Source organism: Microcoleus harperi Pol14_C6, from assembly GCF_036701295.1.
Lineage (GTDB): Bacteria > Cyanobacteriota > Cyanobacteriia > Cyanobacteriales > Microcoleaceae > Microcoleus.
This window is the reverse complement of the sequence record NZ_JAUBQN010000009.1, coordinates 67,888-87,193: the sequence shown is the minus strand read 5'-3', so window position 1 is coordinate 87,193 and position 19,306 is coordinate 67,888. Positions and strand designations below refer to the sequence as shown.

General features: G+C 47.5%; 9 protein-coding genes and 1 tRNA gene. 6 read left to right on the top strand and 4 right to left on the bottom strand.

Features of this window, described 5'->3' with window-relative positions; all coding sequences use genetic code 11:
* Positions 1-43 precede the first annotated feature (43 nt).
* From gcvT to QUA27_RS09575, 4 genes are all read right to left on the bottom strand, one after another.
* The gene (gene gcvT / locus QUA27_RS09590; protein WP_333067640.1) at positions 44-1,195 is read right to left on the bottom strand and encodes a glycine cleavage system aminomethyltransferase GcvT; all 1,152 of its coding nucleotides are present in this window, start codon (positions 1,193-1,195) and stop codon (positions 44-46) included.
* A gap of 192 nt (positions 1,196-1,387) precedes the next feature.
* Positions 1,388-1,460, bottom strand: a tRNA-Ala gene (locus tag QUA27_RS09585).
* 153 nt (positions 1,461-1,613) lie between these two features.
* Positions 1,614-1,817 (bottom strand): hypothetical protein, encoded by a 204-nt coding sequence (locus QUA27_RS09580; protein ID WP_333067639.1) that lies wholly within the window; start codon positions 1,815-1,817, stop codon positions 1,614-1,616.
* A gap of 434 nt (positions 1,818-2,251) precedes the next feature.
* Positions 2,252-6,982: a glutamate synthase-related protein gene (locus QUA27_RS09575; protein ID WP_333067638.1), complete on the bottom strand. Its 4,731-nt coding sequence runs from the start codon at positions 6,980-6,982 to the stop codon at positions 2,252-2,254.
* A 1,220-nt stretch (positions 6,983-8,202) separates the two neighbouring features.
* Here QUA27_RS09575 and QUA27_RS09570 point away from each other — a divergent pair.
* From QUA27_RS09570 to QUA27_RS09545, 6 genes are all read left to right on the top strand, one after another.
* Positions 8,203-8,562 carry a hypothetical protein gene (locus tag QUA27_RS09570; RefSeq protein WP_333067637.1) on the top strand — a complete coding sequence of 120 codons (360 nt, stop codon included), beginning with the start codon at positions 8,203-8,205 and terminating at the stop codon, positions 8,560-8,562.
* A 152-nt stretch (positions 8,563-8,714) separates the two neighbouring features.
* A complete protein-coding gene (locus QUA27_RS09565) occupies positions 8,715-14,171 on the top strand; it encodes a trifunctional serine/threonine-protein kinase/ATP-binding protein/sensor histidine kinase (protein WP_333067636.1) in 5,457 nt (1,818 codons plus the stop codon).
* A gap of 115 nt (positions 14,172-14,286) precedes the next feature.
* The gene (locus QUA27_RS09560; RefSeq protein ID WP_333067635.1) at positions 14,287-16,419 is read left to right on the top strand and encodes a phosphodiester glycosidase family protein; all 2,133 of its coding nucleotides are present in this window, start codon (positions 14,287-14,289) and stop codon (positions 16,417-16,419) included.
* Positions 16,420-16,620: 201 nt separating this feature from the next.
* Positions 16,621-17,913 (top strand): GUN4 domain-containing protein, encoded by a 1,293-nt coding sequence (locus QUA27_RS09555; RefSeq protein ID WP_333067634.1) that lies wholly within the window; start codon positions 16,621-16,623, stop codon positions 17,911-17,913.
* A gap of 534 nt (positions 17,914-18,447) precedes the next feature.
* Positions 18,448-18,882 (top strand): endonuclease domain-containing protein, encoded by a 435-nt coding sequence (locus QUA27_RS09550; protein ID WP_333067633.1) that lies wholly within the window; start codon positions 18,448-18,450, stop codon positions 18,880-18,882.
* Positions 18,883-19,035: 153 nt separating this feature from the next.
* Positions 19,036-19,224, top strand: a complete 189-nt coding sequence (locus QUA27_RS09545; RefSeq protein ID WP_333067632.1) for a hypothetical protein — start codon at positions 19,036-19,038, stop codon at positions 19,222-19,224.
* The last annotated feature ends 82 nt before the right edge of the window (positions 19,225-19,306 follow it).

The following is a 19,306-nucleotide window of genomic DNA, read 5'->3' as shown; positions in this document are numbered from 1 at the left end:
GTTGCTTCTAGTCGGCCCCTGAATTAAGGCTTACCTACTTAATTTAACTGGGGCGGTTTGGCGATCGATAAAATGGTTTTTTCACCAGACTAGCCGGATAGTTTTTCCCGCGAATTTCGATTTCTAATTGCTGACCGATTTTCGCTAATTTTGCTGGAACAACCGCCAGGGCTACTGCCCGATTCAAAGTAGGCGATAATGTACCGCTAGTAACTTCTCCTACTGTTTCGCCTTCAAATATTACCGGATAGCCGTGGCGTGCAATGTGCCGCCCCTGCATTTCTAAACCTACCAACCTCTTTGATACTCCACTCGCTTTCTGCTGTTCCAAAACCTCGCGGCCAATAAAATCACCTTTGGTGTCGAGGTGAACTACCCAACCCAATCCAGCCTCTAAAGGTGTGATATTGTCGTCGATATCTTGACCGTAAAGAGCCATTGCTGCTTCTAAACGCAAGGTATCTCTCGCGCCCAATCCGCAAGGAACAACGCCAGCAGCTAACAATTTTTGCCATAGTTCTTTTCCTGCTTCGGCATCCACCATGATTTCAAACCCATCTTCGCCGGTGTAACCTGTTCTGGCGATAAAACTCGGCTGTCCCAACAGATTTGTTTCTAAGTGGCCGAATGCCTTAATTGGTGCGAGGCTGTCTTCTACAAAAGGCTGGAGATAGTTAACAGCTTCGGGTCCTTGAATTGCAATTAAAACTTTATCTTCGGAGATGTCGGTAAAAGTAAGTTCGCTCAATTCTAAGTGAGTGGTGATCCATGCTTTGTCTGCGATGCGAGTGGCGGCATTGACAATGATTACTGCACGTTCTTCGCTAGTGATAGGGTCTGGTTTTTGGCAGTAGAAAATAATGTCGTCTAAGATGCAGCCTTGGGCATTTAGCAAGACTGTATATTGAGCTTGACCGGGTTGCAAGCGGCTCAAGTCTGAGGGTACTAAGGGTTGAAATTTTTCTATTACTTGTTTCCCTGTCAAACAGAATTTTCCCATGTGGGAAATGTCAAACATTCCTGCTTGCTGGCGTACTGCTTGGTGTTCGCTGCTGATGCCTGCGTACTGCACGGCCATCTCCCACCCGGAAAAGGGTACCATCCGGGCTTTGAGTTCTAATGATAGGTCGTACAGAGGCGTGCGGGCGAGTTGGCTCGGACTCTCTGGATTGCTGGGTTCAGTTGACTTTGCCACAGGTAGCGCTTTGGTTGCGGGTAGACTGTTTTGATTTTACGGGAAAATTGGTTTTCGCGGTGTGTAGCCCGATCGAAATTAAGCACACGCCAATGCTGTTTAGGTACAAGTCGCGATCGAATTTAAGCACGCGGTGGTAATGTTTCGGTACAAATTAGGACACAGCAGTGATGTATCCCTAATCTTGATTTATGGAGAATAGCGGGCTCGAACCGCTGACCCCTACAATGCCATTGTAGTGCTCTACCAACTGAGCTAATTCCCCTTTCTTTTCGCGCTCTCAATCATGCCTTAACTGACCAATATTTGTCAAGCTTTTTGGGGAAATTAGTTTTGAGCCTTCGGCTGGCAAGGCTTTCGGCTTTTTTTTCACAAAACTCTCCTCGCTTCTGGACAATAGTCAATCGCCTACTATCATTTAGTAAGTATGTTGGGATATTTCGGTTAAATGGCTCAAACAAGACCCCATGAGAAAGTAGACGACTAGCAGGGCGGCGGCTGAGATCGCAACTAGAGCACCTGCTAGTATTAGTGAAAATTCCCGTTGCGCGATCGCCTCTTGCATTAAGTGCAAAGACCAGGCAACGAGGGCAACGTCAATTATTAAAATAGAAATCAGCATAAGTTACGATTTGTAACAGCTCACCTATTGTAACAAAACTTTTCGCTCCGTGCAGATAAGCTCAAGCGTATTTAACTTTTGCTGTAAAACCCGGAGGGAGCAGGGGAAAGCTAGTGAGAAAAACTTATAGCTTTTATTGATAATTACAATATGCAAAGTAAATGAGAGCTAGCTCAGCTTTAGAGGTGGCGTTTTTGACTCTTGAGCGAGCGATTAAGATCCCGATAGCTGCGCTTTACACGCTTTTTTGAGGGGTCAGGGTGCGATCGGCCTTTGAGTATAACTGATTTGATAGCAATTTTTGCAAATAGAAAAGAAAGTGCGATCGCAACTTTTGTTTTAGCCAACCAGAAATAATCAGAAATTGTTAAGTATGGGAAGATGAAAAAAGGGGCAACTCGCGTCGCCCCTCATCTATTTAATCAACTGCAAAATTAAACTTCCACAGCAATTTTTTGTTCCGAAGCCTCCGGCGAATTCGCTTCACTTGGCGGCACAACTTGCCAGAACTTAGGCAAATATTCCGACCAATTTGCTAAAATCTTCTCAGCTTTCTTGCTGCCGGTTCGATCGCGCTGAGCCTCGATTAACTCCTTCAATTGCGCCTCCCCAGCCGCCGTACAAACCCGCTGCATCTTCACAATCTCCCCGTTGACGTGAGCCGGGAAAGTCCCATCTTCATCGAGGAAATAAGCCAAACCGCCAGTCATTCCAGCGCCGACATTGCGGCCGACTTTTCCTAACACGACAATCACGCCGCCAGTCATGTACTCGCAGCAGTGATCGCCCGCACCTTCAATGACTGCTTTCGCCATCGAGTTACGCACCGCAAACCGTTCGCCAGCTTTACCCGCAGCTAACAGAGTTCCCCCCGTCGCACCATACAAACAAGTGTTACCGACGATCGCATTTTCGGAAGCATCGTAAGTTGCACCAGCCGGCGGTGCGATCGCGATTTCGCCGCCGTGCATCCCTTTACCAACGTAGTCATTGGCTTGGCCTGACAGTACCAGCGTCATCCCCGGCAAATTGAACGCGCCGAAGCTTTGGCCCGCGCTACCAGTGAAGTTGAGGGTGATTTGACCGCTAAAGCCGGTGTTACCGTGTTGCTGTGCGATCGCACCTGCCAAACGCGCTCCCACAGTGCGATCGGTATTCACCAATTTTACATTCTTGCTAACAGTGCCGTGATTGGCGATCGCACTTTGAATCTCCGCATCCGCGAGCAAATCGTCGTCTAACACTGGCCCGTTGGTGTGTACGTCGCCGTGGATCAAGAAAGATCGATCGCTCTTAGTATCCGGTAACTTGGTCAAACAATCCAAATTAATTGCTTGCGTTTTAGTTAGTTTCACCCCATCGCGCATTTTCAGCAAATCCGCGCGGCCGATGATATCTGCGATCGACTTATAACCCAATTTCGCCAGCAAACTCCGCACTTCTTGTGCTACGAAATAGAAGAAATTAACAACGTGTTCCGGCGTTCCGGGGAACCGTTTCCGCAAGTGTTCTTGTTGAGTTGTCACGCCCACCGGACAACTATTCATGTGGCAAACGCGAGCCATAATGCAGCCTTCTGCAATCATTGCCACCGTGCCGAAACCGTACTCTTCGCCGCCCATCAAAGCGCCTACAATCACGTCCCAGCCGCTTTTAAAGCCACCGTCAACGCGCAGCAAAACTCGATCGCGCAATTTATTCTCCATCAGCACCCGATGAACTTCGGTCAATCCGAGTTCCCACGGAGAACCTGCGTGCTTAATCGAACTCAGTGGCGAAGCACCGGTGCCGCCATCGTGACCGGAAATTTGAATCACATCAGCATTTGCCTTGGCGACACCGGCCGCGACAGTCCCGATGCCGACTTCCGACACCAACTTCACCGAAACTCCTGCTTTGGGATTGATTTGGTGCAAGTCAAAAATCAACTGCGCCAAATCCTCGATCGAATAAATGTCGTGGTGAGGAGGAGGCGAAATCAGCGTGACACCCGGTTTCGATCGGCGCAAATAAGCAATGTACTCGCTCACTTTCGCCCCTGGCAATTGACCGCCTTCACCTGGTTTCGCACCTTGGGCGATTTTAATTTCGATTTGTTGGGCATTCATCAGGTACTCAGGAGTCACCCCGAAGCGTCCAGAAGCTACCTGTTTGATGGATGAAGAAGCTGTATCGCCGTTCTGCAAACCTTTCAAGTGAGGTAGCGTTTGTGAGAAACCTGCCTCGCTCACATCGTTTAGCACTTTGTAGCGCACCGGGTCTTCGCCGCCTTCGCCGGAGTTGGATTTGCCGCCGATGCGGTTCATCGCAATCGCTAGCGTTTCGTGGGCTTCCGGAGACAAAGCGCCGAGAGACATTCCGCCGGTGGCGAAGCGTTTGACAATATCTGCTACAGATTCTACTTCTTCGATCGCAATGGAAGGACGATCGCTCGCAAAATCCAGCAAATCCCGCAAAGCCGTTACCGGGCGATTTTCTAGCTGTTGCTTGTAAACTTCGTAATGGTCGTAGGCACTTTCACCGTTTTTGTCACCAATTGGTGTCATTTTGGGTTCGGCCCCGTTACCATTACTGTTAGTTTGGGCCTTAAAAGTAGTCACGGCTTTGTGCAAAGCCTTGGCCATTTCCGGGCTGTTCATGTGATATTCACCACCCCGCCGATACTGCACAAAGCCGTAATTTTCCAGCTTTTTGAGGTGCAATTCTGGGAAAGCCTGACTGTGGAAAGACATTACCTCGTTAGCCAGTTCCGCCACACTCAAACCGCCGATGCGGGAAACAGTGCCTTTGAAGCCCAAATCGAGCAAATCACCGCCAATGCCGATCGCTTCAAAGATTTGTGCCCCCTGATAGCTAGACAGCAGCGAAATCCCCATTTTCGACATAATCTTCAGCAAGCCGTTTTCCACCGCTGTGCGGTATCTAGCTTGAGCCTGCGTCACGGTAATATTGGGAACTTTGCCGTGCTGCATCAAGTTTTGAGTCTTGGCGTCAGACCACCAGGCGCGCACGCTTTCCAATGCCAAGTAAGGGCAAACAGCCACCGCCCCGTAACCCAGCAAACAAGCGAAGTGGTGAGTGCTCCAACATTGGGCGGTATCGACAACTAGGGAAGTTTGCATCCGCAGGCCGACACTAATTAAGTGGTGGTGAACCGCGCCAACTGCCAGGAAGGGCGGAATATAAGTGCATTCTGCACTCAATCCCACAGAAGATCGATCGCCTTCTTTCTTCAAAAGTCGATCGCTCAAAATCAGAATTCTCGAACCCTCGCGCACCGCTTGAGCCGCGTTTTGACAAAGTTGCTCGACTGCGGTTTTCAAACCTCCTGGACCGGCAGCAATTTTGTAAAGCGTTGACAATCCGGTAGCTAGGAAAGACTTTTGGTCTTTCAAGACAGACAGTTCAGCGTCGTTGAGTACGGGGGAATCAATTTTTAGCCGCTTGGCATTTTCTGGTATTGCTTGCAGTAAATTGCCCCGCAGGCCCACATTCATCGTCAGCGACATCACCATCCCCTCGCGCAGGGGGTCGATCGGCGGATTTGTCACTTGAGCGAACCGCTGTTTGAAATAGTTGTACAGCAACTGAGGCTTTTCTGACAACACAGCCAAGGGAACGTCGTCGCCCATGCAGAAAGTCGGTTCTTTCCCGGAACTCGCCATCTCGACGATTACCATGTCCAAATCTTCGGCTGTATAACCGAAAGCAGTTTGGGTTGCTAACAGCGTTTGCGAGTCGAGGGTTGGGGTTTCGGCAAAAGGCTGCGGTTCCAAGGTTTCGCGGTGTTTTTGCAGCCATTCACCGTAGGGATGCCGCTTAGCAATTCGCTGTTTGAGTTGCCAATTTTTGAGAATTTCTTGAGTTTGCAGGTCAACTGCAATCATTTGTCCTGGCCCCAAACGGCCTTTTTCGACAATATCTGCTTCGGGAATATCGACAACTCCGGCTTCGGAAGCCACAATTACCAAACCGTCTTTAGTAATGCAGTAGCGCGCCGGCCGCAAACCGTTGCGATCGAGCGTAGCACCTACTTGTTTCCCGTCGCTGAACACCAGCAGTGCGGGGCCGTCCCAAGGTTCTTGAATGCCGCTGTAATATTCGTAAAAATCGACAATTTCTGGATAAGGAGCCAAATCCGGCTGATTTTTGTAAGCTTCGGGCACCAGAATTGTCAGGGATTCCAGGGGGGTGCGGCCGGAGTGTACCAACAACTCCATCACGTTGTCCAAGTTTGCCGAATCGCTGCTTTCGGGATTGACAATTGGGTTGAACGTGTCGATATCAGCTTGACTCCAATTCGGGTGAGCTAAATTCGCTTGCCGCGCCTTCATCCAGGTAATATTGCCCAACAGCGTGTTAATTTCTCCGTTGTGTCCCAGCAAGCGCATCGGCTGGGCTAAGCGCCAGCGGGGCAGGGTGTTGGTGCTGAAGCGCCGGTGATAGACGGCAAAAGAGCTTTTATAAGCGGGATTTTTCAGGTCTGGGTAAAATTCTGCCAGTACGGCCGATCGCACCATGCCTTTATAGACGATCGTGCGGCAGGAGAAAGAGCAAGTATAAAAGTCTTCGCGGGTGAAGTTGGGGCGATTTGACAGCGCGTGTCCGATCGTGCGGCGCGCCAGAAATAGGTGTCTGTCAAGTTCGTCTCCGGCTAATTGTGGTGAACTGACAATTACTTGTTCGATTTGAGGTTGATTTTCTAGCGCTTGCTCGCCCAAAACCGACGGTACAATGGGAACTTTGCGCCATCCCACAACTGTCAGCCCGCGATCGGTCAGAACTTGCTCAACCACCTGCCGCGCTATAGTCGCTTGAAATTTATCTTGAGACAGAAACAGCATTCCCACGCCGCAATTTTCCCGCGCCGGAGGCACAATTCCCTGTTCGGCAAACCAAGTATCCAGCAATTCCCAAGGAATCGCGGTCATCAAACCCGCACCGTCGCCGGAATCTTGGTCGGCGCTGCAACCGCCGCGGTGTTCTAGACAAGTTAAAGCTGGGAGCGCTTTTTCAATAATCGAGTGCGTAGCTTCGCCGCTTTGGTTGGCAATAAAACCCACACCGCAGGCATCTCTTTCTTCCACTAACCAGCTTTGGCCGGCATAGGGAGTTCCTCGCTCAGTCTGATGCACGTTTCTGTTTGGATCGATCGTGTTACCCATGTTGATTGAATGTTATTTCCGTGATTGTGTGGTTGATGCGTTTTTATAGCTCGGAGAGAGAAGGCGGCCGAGCGGTGGGAGCCTAGTAAACTTTAAGACAGCACATTGGAAGCTGATTTGATTAAAAATTTACGTCTATGCGGCCTGTACCTAGCACTGAAACCCTGTTTGCAGATTTTAAATTATCTCGCTCGCATCCTCTCGGAGATGTCTCCTAGAATACCCGGCTGTTAAAAAGCAGTGATTCTTTGGGAAATCGGCCTCCTGCAACTAGATACATTGCAAGCGATTCCCTACGGGATAGCTGCGCTTCACGAGTTTTGTGGGTGTTTTTTTCCTGAGTCCGCAAGGGTAGCCTTGCAGCGAACACAGGTAGATAGTAACTTTAGCGTTATTTTGCTTGCTGCGCTGTTGAGTTGCTTTCGTCAGCGGCCGCAGACACAAAAGCCACCTGCCCGCTCAGTCGGTAGGTGCAATGTAGCAGCGCGGTTCACAACTGGTGAAACCTGTCTTATTGTGAAGTCAACTCTCAAGCCGCGAACATCAAGTTTATCAAAAAATTGATAAAATTTCACCGATTACAGTCAGAGCTGGCGCGCAAGTCTTGTCAGCGATCGCCCAGGACCCAAGCTAAGATTTCTGGCCGAAAAAGGTTGACAGTTGTCTATAACCTTAATTTGTATTTTTTTACCGACAAACGTTTCTAACTCATCAATGAAGGATATTTCAAGGATTTCTGACACCTGACGAGCATCTGGTAGAGCCAGCGCAGCCTTTTTGACCGCGCCCAAAAACGGATACTTGCTTTCTGACAGGAGTCGTGGAGAGGTAAAAATTTGAGACTCTTGTTCAATCTCCCAGATTCATCTGTGCAGTAAATCTCAAATCTCAAATCGACTGACGCCCACAAACTTGGCATGGTAATTGTGTTTAGATCGACGGTGACGGTTTTTAAGGATTTGAGTGGATTGGCATTTGGGACATTTAAGGTCTATCTTTTATAAAAGAAGGTCGGTAAGCGGAAAACGAGCGAGATTTTAGTCTGCTAGATGGAAAGGACACGGGGGAATTAAGTCAAAAATCAATTTTTATAAAATATTGAAATTAATGGTTCAATATTTGTAAAGTTCATGTTATTTCCAATCGATCGCAAGCAAGTGAATTAATCTTAGTAAAAAAGTTGAAAAATTCCGGCAAACAATAACTGTTTAGTGCTGTTAATGGAATTTTACGGACAGTGTGTTTTGGATGGCGATCGTAATGCAGCTAGAAATATCCTCCAGGAGAGGATGCGTACCGTAGGGCATACTGGAACTTGGGCTAACACCCTAAATGCTTTTGGATACATGACTTCTACTGAGGTTGGAGAAATCCTGTCTCAGCCAGTCGCTTCTTTGAATCAAGAATCTCAGTTTCTTAAAAACCCAGAATATCAAAAATCATCCCATAAAGATGCTACACATATTAATCAGCTTCTTAAGTTCCTCTTCGATGAAGTGCTGTCGTTCAATCAGGGTTCGCGGAGCCATTTTCTACTTAGCCTCAACAGAAGTATCAACATCTCTCGCCTCAAATATTAAGTCGGGTTTTTAATATCGCTCTTTCATAATTTGCTCTCTACAATATATTAAGAAAAATGTAATTAATCAATAGCACGGCAGATAGAGCGACAATAGTAGATAGTAAGTCTCAGAAGCTTCAAGCTTGACAGAAGAAATAGGAATACGTAGATATGACTGAGATCACAAAACTTTTCCTAGGATATCACATTAACGAGCAAATATACGCAGGAAATCGAACTCTAGTTTATCGCGGCATTCGCACGGAAAATGGGCAGCCGGTCGCGATCAAACTGCTGCGAAATGACTTTCCCCGCTTCAACGAACTGGTTCACTTTCGCAACCAGTACGTCATTGCTAAAAACTTAGATATCCCCGGAAGTGTCAAGGCATACAGCCTGGAGACGTACCGCAACCACTATGCTCTGGTGATGGAAGACTTTGGGGGAATTTCCTTAAGTAGCTACCTCACTCGTTTAGCAGCAAAAAGCCAGGAACCCCTAGAAGGCTTGCCCGTTAACGAATTTCTGCCCGTGGCGATTCAAATTGCCAGCGCACTGGACGGACTTTATCGCCACCGAGTCATCCATAAAGACCTCAAACCAGCCAACATTCTAATTAATCCCGAAACCAAACAAGTCAAGCTCATTGACTTCAGCATTTCGTCTTTGCTGCCTCGCGAAACCTATACCACTCAAAATCCAAACGGACTAGAAGGCACCCTCGCTTATCTTTCCCCAGAACAAACCGGACGCATGAACCGGGGAATTGACTATCGCAGCGATTTCTATTCGCTCGGTGTCACCTTCTTTGAACTGCTAACCGGACAGTTGCCCTGGACATCGGGAGACCCGATGGAATTAGTTCACTGTCACGTTGCCAAGCAGCCTCCTACAGTTCATAGTTTAAATCCCCAGATTCCCTTGGTGCTGTCAAACATCGTCACTAAACTGATGGCGAAAAATGCCGAAGAGCGCTATCAAAACGTGCTAGGACTCAAGCACGATTTAGAGCGATGCTTGCAACAATTACAAGACGGAAAAATCGAACTATTTGAATTAGGGCAACGCGATATTTGCGATCGCTTTCTCATCTCAGAAAAGCTTTACGGACGGCAAACAGAAGTAGAAATCCTACTCAATGCCTTCAATCGCGTCAGTGAAGGAAGCAGTGAAATAATGCTCGTTGCCGGGTTTTCCGGGATTGGCAAGACAGCAGTCGTCAGCGAAGTCCACAAGCCCATTGTCCGGCAACGAGGCTATTTCATCAAAGGAAAATTCGACCAGTTCAACCGCAACATTCCCTTCGGTGCCTTTGTCGGAGCATTTCGCGACTTAATGGGACAACTGTTGAGCGAGACAGACGAACAACTAGAGCGATGGAAAGCCAAAATTCTCGCAGCACTCGGAGAAAACGGACAAGTCATCATCCAAGTCATCCCCGAACTCGAACGAATTATCGGTCAACAGCCACCCGTTGCCGAACAGGTTGGGAATGCCAGTCAAAATCGCTTCAACTTGTTATTCCCAAAGTTTATTCAGGTATTTACCACCCAAGACCATCCCTTAGTCATCTTTCTCGATGACTTGCAGTGGGCAGATTGGGCATCGCTCAAGTTGATGCACCTGTTAATGAGCGACACTCACGCTGGTTACCTCCTGTTAATTGGCGCTTACAGGGATAACGAGGTTTCTGCCGCTCATCCCCTGATGCTGACGCTGGATGAAGTTCGCAGCAGCGGTGCCGTCGTCAACACCATTACTCTCAAACCCCTGAGTCAAAAAGACCTCAACCACCTGGTTGCAGACACCCTGAGTTGTTCGCAAGAGATTGCTGCACCTCTGACAGAATTGGTGTATCAAAAAACTCAAGGTAATCCCTTCTTTGCCACCCAATTTCTCAAAGCACTACATGAAGACGGATGGATTGCATTCAACACTGAGATTGGTTACTGGCAGTGCGATATCGCTCAAATTCGCTCGCTGGCGCTGGCTGATGATGTAGTTGAATTTATGGCTTTGCAATTGCAGAAGTTGCCCGCAAAGGCTCAAACAGTGCTGAAACTTGCCGCCTGCATTGGCAACGAGTTTGACTTAGCAACCCTGGCTATCGTTGGCGAAAAATCTCAGGCAGAGACTGCCTCGGATTTGTGGAAAGCATTACAAGAGGGATTGGTTTTACCCACCAGCGAGGTTTATAAGTTTTTTCAGGAAGAGTCTCAATTGACGGCAGAAAATCCTTCGAGCTCGGAACTTCTCGACTCTGACTCGTGTTCTTACAAATTCTTGCACGATCGCGTCCAGCAAGCAGCTTATTCCCTGATTCCCGACGAGCAAAAACAAATCGCTCACTTAAAAATCGGGCAACTATTACTAACTCATACGTCTGCTGCCGAACAAGAAGAAAAACTGTTTGAGATCGTCAACCAACTAAATATCGGCAAATCCCTGCTCCTCCATCCAGCGGAGCAAATAGAACTCGCCCAACTCAATCTAAAAGCCGGACAAAAAGCCAGAGCAGCAACTGCCTATACAGCCGCATTTGAGTATTGCACGACAGGCATCGCCTTGTTAGCTGAAGATAGCTGGCAAACGCAGTACGAAATAACCCTAGCCCTCTACGAAGCTGCCACTGAAGCAGCTTACCTGAGCGGCAACTTCGAGCAGATGAAACAATTGGCGGCAGTCATTGCAGAACGCTCTAGAACTCTGTTGGATACGATTAAGGTCTATGAAATTCAAATTCAAGCTGCTCAAGCCCAACATCAATTTCTAGAGGCAGTGCAGATTGCCCTGAAGATTGTGGAGGGTCTAGGAACCAGTCTTCCAGAGCAACCCAGTCAATTAGATATAGTAAAGGCATTCGGGGCGACTAAATCCATCTTGGCTGGAAGAAAACCTCTGGACTTAATGACTCTGCCGCAGATGAGAGATCCTAACAAGTTAGCAGTTGTACGGATTCTTGCCGCTGTTTCTGCTGCTGCTTTTGTTGTTACTCCAGCGCTGTTACCGTTTATTGTCCTCGAACAGGTAAATTTATCTGTTCAATATGGCAATACTTCATTTTCTGCAATTGGTTATGCCTACTATGGACTGATACTTTGTGGCATGACAGGAGAGATTGACTTTGGCTATCAGTGTGCAAAACTAGCACTGAAGTTGCTCGAACATTTCAATGCCAAAGAACTCAAATCGAGAGTCTATGTCGGAATTTACTGTAGCGTGTGGCATTGGAAAGAGCCGCTCAAGAACTCATTAGCGTTTCTCCGGGAAGGCTACGAAGTTGGATTAGAAACGGGAGATTTAGAATCGGCTGCCATTTGCGGATTTATTTACATCTCATACTGTTGGTTTATCGGTCGAGAACTAAGCGATCTCAGCCAAGAGAGCGCTGCTTTCCGAGAGCAACTCAGACTCCTCAACCAAGAAGGGCTTACCAGTCATTTGACGGTTTTTCAGCAAGCAATTTTGAATCTGGTAGGCAATTCTGCCGAACCTTGGCAACTGACTGGAGATGCCTTCGATCGCCAGGAAATCCTGCCAGTCCTGGAGCGATCGGACCATCTAACTGCGCTGTACTATTTCTATGCCAGCGAACTGAATCTGTGTTACTTGTTTGGCAAGTTTGAGTTGGCGGTGGAAGCAGCAATTGCCGCCGAAAATTATATAGGTGGGGCTACAGGCTTATTCATCGTTCCGCTCTGCTACACTTATGATTCTCTAGCCCATCTAGCAATTTATGTTGGGGTTTCCGAGACACAACAGCAATGCATTCTGGATCGGGTGGCTAAAAACCAAGAAAAAATGAAAACTTGGGCTGACCACGATCCAGCCAATTACCTGCACAAATTTTATTTAGTTGAAGCCGAACGATACCGAGTATTAGGGTACAAATCAGAAGCATTGGAATTCTACGATCGCGCGATCGCTGGAGCGACAGAAAACGAATATCTCCAAGAAGTTGCCCTAGCAAATGAATTAGCAGCCAAATTCTATTTAGAGTGGGGAAAACCCCGCGTTGCTAGAGACTACATGCACGATGCTTACTATAGCTACGCCCACTGGGGAGCAGCAGCTAAGGTGAGGGAGCTAGAGCAATCCTATCCTGAACTGTTAGCATTAATTTTGCAATCGGATGAATTACAGTTCACATCAGAAATAACGCTCCATGAAAGGAATACCTTTAAATCTCATACGATTAGTAAATCATCAACATCCAGCAGCCGTAACATATCTGCTGTATTAGATATAGAAACTGTTCTCAAAGCTTCCCAAACCCTCTCTAGCGAAATTCATATAGAGCGATTACTCTCGACGCTGCTGCAAGTGGTAATTGAAAATGCCGGCGCGGACAAATCTGCCTTGTTATTGCTCAAAGGGAACAGATTAATCATTGAAGCAACTAGCACAATAGTTGGCTGCTCGACTGTGGTGCTATCAATTCCGCTTGAGGAAAGTCAGGAGCTTCCCATTGCGCTAATCCAGAGGGTTAAACGTACCTTACAACCGTCAGTGATTAGTAATGCAATAACTGATTCTTCGCTGATGGCAGATCCTTACATCATCCGCCAGCAGCCCAAGAGCCTGCTGTGTGCGCCGATTCTCCATCAGGGAAAACTGCTAGGCGTACTGTATCTGGAGAACAACCTTGCTATCGGCGCTTTTACAAGCGATCGCGTCGCCATCCTCAACATTTTGTGTTCCCAAGCAGCAATTTCCTTACAGAACGCCCGACTGTATCAGCAATCCCAGGAATATGCCCAAAAACTAGAGCTGTATCTTCACGATCTCCAACAGATGCAACTGCAACTGGTGCAGGGTGAGAAGATGTCTGCTCTCGGCAATCTGGTGGCAGGGGTGGCTCACGAAATTAACAATCCGGTCGGCTTCATTGCCGGCAACCTTGAACCAGCCGAAGAATACTTGGGGGATTTATTCCACTTGATCGAGCTCTATCAAGAAAAATTTCCCCATCCGGGAGTGGAAATTGAATCAGAAATTGAGGAGATGGATTTGGAGTATTTGCGAGAAGATTTGCCGAAATTGATTGGCTCAATGAAGGAGGGAGTCGATCGCATCCGCAATATAAGTACGAGTTTGAGAACGTTTTCCAGGGCAGATAGCGATCGACCAGTTTCTTTCAATATTCATGACGGACTTGAAAGCACTCTGCTAATTCTCAAGCACCGTTTAAAAGCCAGCGAGTTCCGCCCTGCCATTGAAGTTGTGAAAGAGTATGGTAACTTGCCCCTAGTGAAATGCTTTCCCGGACAGTTGAACCAGGTATTTATGAACATACTGGCTAATGCCATTGACGCTCTGGAGGAGTCAAATAAGGGGCGGAGTTTTAGTGAAATTAAAGCCTTACCTAATCAAATCACGGTTCAAACTGCTCTGAGCGAAGACAACAATCAGGTTTTGATTCGCATTAAAGATAATGGAGTGGGGATGTCAGCCGAAGTCAAGAAAAACATCTTTAACCACTTATTCACAACCAAACCCGTGGGTCAAGGAACTGGATTAGGATTGTCTATAGCCCACCAAATTGTTGTGGAAAAACACGGAGGTACGTTACTCGTGAATTCTTCTTTGGGCAAGGGTTCGGAGTTTATGATTTCTATTCCGGGGTGATTAGTTTGTAGTAGGGGTTTAGCGCAATTAGCACCGTTTAGTAAAAAGAAACATACGGATATTCCGGGTTTCTAGACACCGATGCGTTTAGAAGTGAAAGTGTGAGTTGTAAGCTGTGAAACGTAATTTATCTTATTGGCGTCTAATATTGTCTGTTTCGATTTTACCCGTACTGGCGATCGCCCCGTCTTTAGTCTGGAATCAACCCGCAAGAGCACAAGAGGGGGAGAAGGCTGCCCTGATTCATGCTTCGAGAACCCGCCAGGGAATGAATTCCCTGGCTGATAGCAAAAGTCGGTTAAAACCGACTGAAATATTGAGCCATAGTTCTCTTGAGAGAACTTCAGCTATGACACAGGGGTTTCAACCCCTGTCGGACTATAAGTTTTTGACTCAATCCCTACCGCCAGCTTCCACAATCAAACAAGGTCGCCAAGTTTCTCTCAACGGTCGCATTCTTCCCCTAGCTTGGACTCAGCAGCCGGCAAACAGCACTTCTGCGAATTTCCGAACTTGGATTGCTGACGTTGGATTGATGCAAAGTGGGGGAGTGGATTTGCTCAGTAGCGCCGACAGTGCCAAACAACCGGTGCAGTGGTTTTCGGTATCTTTAACCGGCGATCAAAGCTTAGCAGCGCGGGCAACAGGTCCGTATCGTTACTTAGATGTTACTGATTTTGCTAGACTTGCGGGCTGGGGGATATCTGCCGATGGAAATATTCTAAAAATTACTTCTCAAACTGCAAGTGTTACCGGAATTCGGCAAGCGGAAATAGAATCTGGCGATCGCATTGTTGTAGATCTCGATCGGCCCGCCCCTTGGCAAGTCAACTTTGTCAATACGCCAATCCCGTCGCCGACACCCACACCCAACCCCCCGGACGACCCCACAAAGCCCGCTATCCCACTGCCAAACCTCCGCCCAGCGCCAAACCTCGAAACACCAGACGACCCGACCAAACCCGCTCTCCCGCTGCAAACAACGCCTGCAGCGCCGATCGCCGGTCAAGAATGGTCGATCGCGATCGATGCCAAAGTCGCTCCCACCTTACTTCAGGACACTTTTCAAACCAGCAAACAATTGCTATCACTAAAGGTCGAACCTGGCGGGGCTCAAACTAAAGTCAAAGTGAAGATTCCTTTAGGTTGGCGCCCGCAAGTTTTCAGCCTGGGAAATCCCAATCGATTAGTTATCGACATTCGCCCCGATTCATTAGTAGAAAAAAACATTCTTTGGGCTCCCGGTGTGCAGTGGCGGCAGCAGTATCAAAATTTAGGAACTGCGCGTTTTCCAGTAGTTTGGTTAGAAGTTAATCCGCGTCAATCCGGTGTGAAAATTCGACCAATTCTCAGCAATCCGCCGACAGACCAAGGCACTGCAACTCTATTGCAAACAGCAGAAGTGTCGGGTGCGGGTGCAGCGATTAATGCAGGTTTTTTCAATCGAATTAATCGCTTAGCTTTAGGGGCAATTCGGCGGGACAGTAAATGGCTTTCCGGGCCGATATTGAACCGGGGGGCGATCGCCTGGAATGATGAGGGAGAATTTGCGATCGATCGTTTAACTTTGCAAGAAACTGTGATAAGTCCGGCCAATCAACCTTTGCCCGTTTCTCATCTCAATAGTGCCTACGTACAACCGGGAATCGGTCGCTACACTCCTGATTGGGGAACAACTTATACTCCGCTGTCTGGCAATGAAATAGTTGTGACAGTTGCTGGCGAGCGAGTTGTCAGCCAATCGCCCGGAGGTGCGCCGGGAACAACAAGTTTTCCCATTCCAGCTAACGGTTATATTTTGGCTTTGCGTTCCGATTTTTCGCCTACCTCTCAATTCACTCCTGGTACATTATTGCGTCTGGAAACTAACACTTTTCCTGCTGATTTTAACCGTTTTCCTTACATTCTCGGCGGCGGGCCGGTGTTGGTACAAAACAGTCAAGTTGTGCTGGATGCGAAGGCGGAAGGGTTTAGCGATGCGTATGTTAGACAGACAGCAATTAGAAGTGCGATCGGGCGAAATGCTGCGGGGAATTTGCTGATTGTAGCCGTGCACAATCGCGCGGGCGGGGCGGGGCCAAACTTCGCAGAACTGGCGCAGATATTGCAGCAAATGGGTGCTGTGGAAGCTTTAAATTTGGATGGGGGAAGTTCGACGAGTTTGTATTTGGGAGGTAGTTTGCTCGATCGACCTCCGTCAACTGCTGCGAGAGTTCATAATGCGATCGGTATTTTCATTCAACCATAAACCGTCACCTTAAATTGTAGGGTGCGTCCGTGTGCGTTATCTTCTCAACAATCTAGAATTTTCGCACTGACGCACCTTACAAACTCTTGTCTTCCCCTTATTAAGGGGGGGCTAGGAGCGAGCGAGAAGACTGTACTCAACAAAATTCCCCCATCTCAGCTATAATCAAAACCATCCTCTCCACATCCTCACATACCCCTCATGAGGCACTGGCCGCCCGGACAACAACTACACCAAGGCAAATACCTAATCGAAGCCATCCTCGGCGGTGGCGGATTCGGTGTCACCTACCGCGCTCAAAACCGCAAAGAAGGTAAAGTAGTCGCCATCAAAACCCTAAATGCGAACGTTCAAGGTAAACCAAACTTTCGCGAATTCCAAACCAAATTTGTCAACGAAGGTTTATCTTTAGCCCGGTGCAGCCATCCTCACGTCGTCCAAGTTTACGAAGTATTTCCCGAAATGGTGGGAAATATCGAATTGTGGTGCATGGTGATGGAATTAATCGATGGAATTGACTTAGCTAGCCATCTCGAAGATAACGGCATTTGGTCGGAAGCGAAAGCTTTGCCAATTATTCAGCAAGTGGGAAGCGCGCTGAGTTTTGTTCACCAGCAAGGATTGACTCACCGCGATGTGAAACCCCAAAATATTATGCTGAGACGGCGGGGTTTAGAAGCAGTTTTGATTGATTTTGGGTTGGCGCGGGAATTGACAGTACCGGGAAAGTTGAGAAGTAGTAGCATTTTTGGCACCCAGTGTTTTGCCCCCATCGAACAGTATGAAAGACGGGGAGCAAGAGGCCCTTATACTGATGTTTATTCCTTGGCTGTGACTCTTTACGCAATGCTAACGTGTGAGTTACCTTGTCCGTCAATATACAGAAAGACAATTGACCGTTTAACTCCGCCAAAGCAATTCAATTCGGAGATTAGCGACAGGGTGAATGCGGCGATTATGAAAGGCATGGAGTTGGAACCGCAAAATCGCCCGCAGTCAGTCCAGGAATGGTTGGATTTGCTGATACCAAAACCAGCGCCTCCTGAGACTGCGGGGGTAGTTTCAGCCATGGGAATGGATTATATAAACTTGCGAAATTTATTAGCAGCTAAAAAGTGGAAAGAAGCCGATAAGGAAACGGCAAGAGTGATGTTGAAGGTGGCGGGTAGGGAGCAAGAAGGATGGCTGAATACGGAAAGTATTGAAAAATTCCCCTGCGAGGACTTGCGTACCCTCGACGAACTTTGGGTAAAATATTCTAACGGTCGCTTCGGCTTTAGCGTGCAGAAGCGCATTTATCAAAGTCTGGGGGGAACCAGTGAATATGATGAAGCAATATTCGAGAGGTTTGGAGATCGTGTCGGTTGGATACAAAAAAATGAAAGGCTGTATTACAACGACCTCACTTTTTCAGAGAAAGCACCAGAAGCTCATCTCCCCGTGAGGGGAAGGGGTGGGCTTTTGTGTGGTGTTGTGCCTCTTCTCTCGCGCTGAGACTTGTGGACTCTAACATCTAAGCGTTTCAGGGTTTCATAAAGATTTATAACCCAGCCCAAAACCACGATCGCCACTTCTAAGTTAATGCCTAAACCCCCAGTTACCATGACTATAATATAAACTTTATTATTAACTGTAGGGGCGAAGCATTCGGCGAAAAATATGAGCTTCAAAATGAACAATATATTGCCATAATGCTTCGCCCCGGCCTCCGCGCCAGATACAATTCCGATGTTTTAGAAATTGATTTATCTGATTTCCCAACGCAGATATTGCTAAACCCGGGCTGATTAGTAATAACCCTGAAGATTCGAGTTTACTCACGTGAATTGGGCGAAGTATTCGGAGCGTTTCGGCACTTAAAAAACCAAACAACCACCGAACAAACTAAAAAAACGCTCTTACTCCCCCCCTTACCAAGGGGGGGCTGGGGGGGGTTAAAATCTAAACAACCAACCAACAAACTAAAAAAACGCTCTTACTCCCCCCCTTACCAAGGGGAGGCTGGGGGGGTTAAAATCCTATATAACAATGACAAAACTCTACAACAAAAGCTCAGAAAAATTCAAGCGACAGCAGCTTCGCGCAGAAATGACAGAAGCTGAAAAGCGACTATGGCAACACATTAGAAACAGACAACTTGAAAACTGTAAATTTCGCAGACAATATAGCGTAGCAGCATTTGTGCTAGATTTCTACTCGCCGGAAATCAAGTTAGCACTAGAAGTTGATGGTGACAGTCATTTTGTGGATGGCGCTGTAGAATATGATGCAGAAAGGCAAGCATTTATTGAAGCGGCAAGGATTAATTTTTTGAGGTTTACTAATGAGGAGGTTTATCATAATTTGGATGGGGTTTTAGAGGTTATTGTAGAGGGGATTCAATCGTTGAGAGTATCGGGTGTTTTACCCCCCCCCAGCCCCCCCTTGCTAAGGGGGGGAGTAAGAGTTAGAAAGGTAGATTAGATTCAATGGTTGAGAACCTCGGGTGTTTTACCCCCCCCAGCCCCCCTTGCTAAGGGGGGGAGTAAGAGTTAGCCCCTTGCTAAGGGGGGGAGTAAGAGTTAGCCCCTTGCTAATGGTGCGAGTAAAAGTTTCTATAATCCCACATCTAGTGGCTTGTTTGTATGTGATGATAACGGGATTTCCCAGCGAAATTTCCAGGGTCAAGACTCGTTTTTGGCGGTTTTACAAAATGATGCGGTTCCTGTGTGCGATCGCACTTCTGCAATTCCTCAACCGCTAGCCACGGTTATCGATCGCGCTTTAATTGACAATCCTGATATTTATTATACAAATGTGGCGTAATTTAAACAAGCGCTATTCAATAGTATATCGTAATTTATGGTTCGACTACCCATAGGTTTTAAGAAAGTCGGTTTAGTGAAGA